This window comes from Skermanella sp. (assembly GCF_059503625.1).
Window position 1 is genome coordinate 1 of record NZ_JCACHA010000190.1, and the last position, 3,435, is coordinate 3,435.

The 3,435-nt window shown below is 60.5% G+C and carries 3 protein-coding genes; 2 read left to right on the plus strand and 1 reads right to left on the minus strand.

The features are described from left to right. The coding region (locus tag AC5JJ6_RS04915) for a hypothetical protein (protein WP_496040972.1) at nt 1-307 on the plus strand (307 nt) is incomplete at its 5' end. Nucleotides 308-326: 19 nt separating this feature from the next. Here AC5JJ6_RS04915 and AC5JJ6_RS04920 read toward each other — a convergent pair. Further along, nucleotides 327-581 (minus strand): hypothetical protein, encoded by a 255-nt coding sequence (locus AC5JJ6_RS04920; RefSeq protein WP_496040973.1) that lies wholly within the window; start codon nt 579-581, stop codon nt 327-329. A 197-nt stretch (nt 582-778) separates the two neighbouring features. Between AC5JJ6_RS04920 and AC5JJ6_RS04925 the strand changes: the two genes are divergently transcribed. Continuing rightward, the gene (locus tag AC5JJ6_RS04925) at nt 779-2,863 is read left to right on the plus strand and encodes a methyl-accepting chemotaxis protein (protein ID WP_496040974.1); all 2,085 of its coding nucleotides are present in this window, start codon (nt 779-781) and stop codon (nt 2,861-2,863) included. The last annotated feature ends 572 nt before the right edge of the window (nt 2,864-3,435 follow it).

Consider the following 3,435-nt stretch of genomic DNA (forward strand, 5'->3'; position numbering starts at 1 on the left):
GGCGACCATCTGGTCAGCCGCCTGCACGAACTCCTGCCCTGGAACTGGGCCGCCACCGAGGCGCTCCGGAAACAAGCCGCCTGAAGTGGCCGCGATCAGCGCCGTCTTCACCATCGCTCGCGTCGCCGACATGCTCGGCGAGGACGAGGATCTGCTGCACGAGGTCAGTCTCGACATGGAGCCCGAGGACGGCGTCCTCTGGATCTACGGCATCGGAGACGAGGAAGTCTTGGCGTTCACTGCCTTCGGCATCGAGAACCTGCGCAACCTAATCCCTCTGTACAAAAAGCCTGCCCCTGGGCCTTGAGCGGCCGGTTACTGGCGATCTAGCGCGGGCGGTAGTCCTTGAGCTGGCACACTGCCGCACACCACCGGCAACTCGGCCGCCGGATGGCAAGCTCCCGGCACTGGGCCTCGACGACTTCCTGCTGGATGAGACCCAGAAGCTGCTTGCCTTGCAACAGGGTTATGCCCAGCGCCGCAATGTCGCCAGGATCACTTCGACCCACAATCTCCAGCACGTCGACACTGCGGCTTGACCCGTCGATCCTGGTTTCGACCAAGCGCAAAACCAACTTCATCCCCATTCCCCAGCCGCTGAAACATACGGCCGGTCATAGCTTGCCCAGCACGACTCCCCCATTCCTTTGACAGTCTCTTCATCCTGGTTCTGTGATCAAACCTGAGCAACTAGTTTCTCAATCAGTCCGCCACTAGAAATTTTTTAAAGATGTTGAAATACAAGAGTTATCGTTCTTCAGAACCTTCAGGATGGACGATGATTAAGAAACTGTCTCTAGTCGCCAAACTCCTCCTAGGCATTGCCCTAGTCACGATCCTTTCGCTGAGTCTCAGCGTCTGGGCCATCACGGAGAAGAGTGCTGGCACGGTCGAGACGCTAGCCTATGACGAGGCTGAGCAACTCGGATATCGGTACGCCGAGAGTGTTGAACGGCAACTCAACGACGCCGTGGAGCTTTCGCGCTATATTGCCGCAACGATGCTGAGCGTTAGAGCCTCCGGTCGGGTCGACCGTGATCACCTGAACGTCCTGCTCAGGACTTTGCTGGAACACAATGCCCAGTACATCGGGGTCTGGGTCGGGATGGAGCCGAATGCCCTCGATGGACGTGACGCGGAATTCGCCGGTAAGCTGGGATCCGACGCAACAGGCCGGTTCCTCTCCTACTGGAACCGCGGCTCCGGGCAGACGGCACTTGAACCACTCACCGGCTACGAAGATCCCGGCCCGAGCGGGCAGTACTACCAAAAGCCCAAGCTCACGCGGCGCGAGGCGGTTATTGAGCCCTATACCTACTCCGTGGGCGGGCGCGACGTCCTGATGGTGTCGATGGTCGTGCCGATCATCGAGCAGGGCAGGTTCATCGGCGTGGCCGGCGTCGATCTCTCGACCGAGGGCATCTGGAACCGGCTCAAGGACGTTAAGGTGTTCGAAACCGGCTCGATCCTGCTGATCTCGAACGAGGGCCTGTGGGCCGGCTATCCTAAGCCCGAGCACCTCGGCAAGCCGATCGAGAAGATTAACCCGCGCCTGGAGGCGATCAAGCCGGCGGTGCGCGAAGGGCGCTTCGCCGAGCAATTCTCGTTCTCGGCAAGCCTTCAGACCGAGGTCAAGCAACTCTACATCCCGGTTGAGATCGGTGACACCGGCACACCCTGGTCGCTGCTGGTAAACCTGCCCCTCGACAAGGTCGAGGCACCGATTTCCGAGCTTCGGAACTTCACGATTGCGGGCGGCATCGGCCTGCTGGTGCTGCTCATGGCATCGCTCTGGTTCATGACCCGGCAGGTGGTCGGCAAGCCGCTCCAGCGATCCATTGCCACGGTGACCGCGCTCGCCTCCGGCGACCTCCAGGTTCAGGTAAGTGACGTTGACCGAGGCGATGAGATTGGAACGGTGAACAAGGCCCTTCAGGTCTTCAAGGACAACATGATCCGCAATCGTGAGATGGAGCGGGAAGGGAAGGAGGCTGAGGTTCGTGCGGCTGCCGATCGCAAGGCGGCAATGATCCAGCTCGCGGACGGGTTCGAGGCTAGTGTCAAGGGCATCGTCGAGACGGTCGCGTCGGCTGCGACCGAGATGCAGAGTACCGCCTCGGTGATGACCCACACCGCCGACACCACCAGCCAGCAGGCGACGGCAGTGGCCGCCGCGTCGGAGCAGGCCTCGGCCAATGTCCAGACCGTAGCAGCCGCAACCGAGGAGCTGTCCTCCTCAATCGCCGAGATCGGTCGGCAGATCAACAGCTCGAGCCGGATCGCCGGACAGGCGGTCAGTGAAGCCGAGCGAACTAACGAGACGATGAAGATGCTCGTTCAGGCAGCCGAGCAGATCGGCCAGGTGGTGGAGCTGATCAACAGCATCGCTGGCCAGACTAACCTGCTGGCGCTCAACGCTACGATCGAGGCGGCGCGTGCGGGCGAAGCCGGCAAGGGCTTCGCCGTGGTGGCCAGCGAGGTTAAGACACTGGCGACCCAGACCGCCCGGGCAACCGAGGAGATTCAGGTCAAGGTCAAGGATATCCAGGGTGCTACGGGCGGTGCCCAGGCAGCGATCGCCAGCATCGGCAGAACGATTGGCCAGATGAACGAGATCACCACCACCATCGCCACTGCCATCGAGGAGCAGAGTGCCGCTACCCGCGACATCTCCTCCAATGTCGGGCAGGCGGCGCGAGGCACTGACGAAGTGTCCGTCAACATCACCGGTGTGACTCAGGCCGCCGGAGAGACCGGAGCCGCAGCATCCCAGGTGCTCGGCGCTTCCGAGGGACTGGCACGTGAGGCTGAGAAGCTGCGCGGCGAGGTCACGAGCTTTATCGCTACCGTCCGGGCTGCCTAACCAGTACCTTAACCAGAAGCAACACCGCGCATTAGGCCATAGCAGCGGGGTTCAGCGATCTTAACGATTTCTGAGGAATTTCGAAGTAAATTACCAGCATCTCCTCCATGAGGGGATCAGCATATACGACCTTGGCCCCGCTCAGAGATGATGCGGGGCTTTTTCATGTTTGGCAGCAGGCATAAGCCAAAAATCCAGCTTTAGCCGCTAATGAAACATATATTACATAAAATGCAGTTGGATGCGGCGGCGCCGACTCAATGAAATCGCTACGGACTAGCCCCCGCCTTGGGCCACGGTGGCGGGGGCATCTTCTGGAGCGAGACCGAGTGGATCGGAATGAGCGCCTGGGGTTGTTGCTGGTGATCGCCGCAGCATGCACAAGCATGATCGTGTTCAGCATAATTGCGATGTGCTGACCGACGAAAGCACAGAGGCCTCACATCCCCTCCTCATCGCAAATCAGCTTAGCGATCGCTGGCACCCATTTCGGCAGGTTCTCCCTGGCAATCCCGCCTGGCTCTATTCGGGTTTTGGGGTGGTGGACACCGGGCTGAAGAGCCAATCGTGAT

Coding starts and splice junctions, on each gene's coding strand:
- AC5JJ6_RS04920 (WP_496040973.1), bottom strand. CDS start 581: ATGAAGTTGGTTTTGCGCTTGGTCGAAACCAGGATCGACGGGTCAAGC.
- AC5JJ6_RS04925 (WP_496040974.1), top strand. CDS start 779: ATGATTAAGAAACTGTCTCTAGTCGCCAAACTCCTCCTAGGCATTGCC.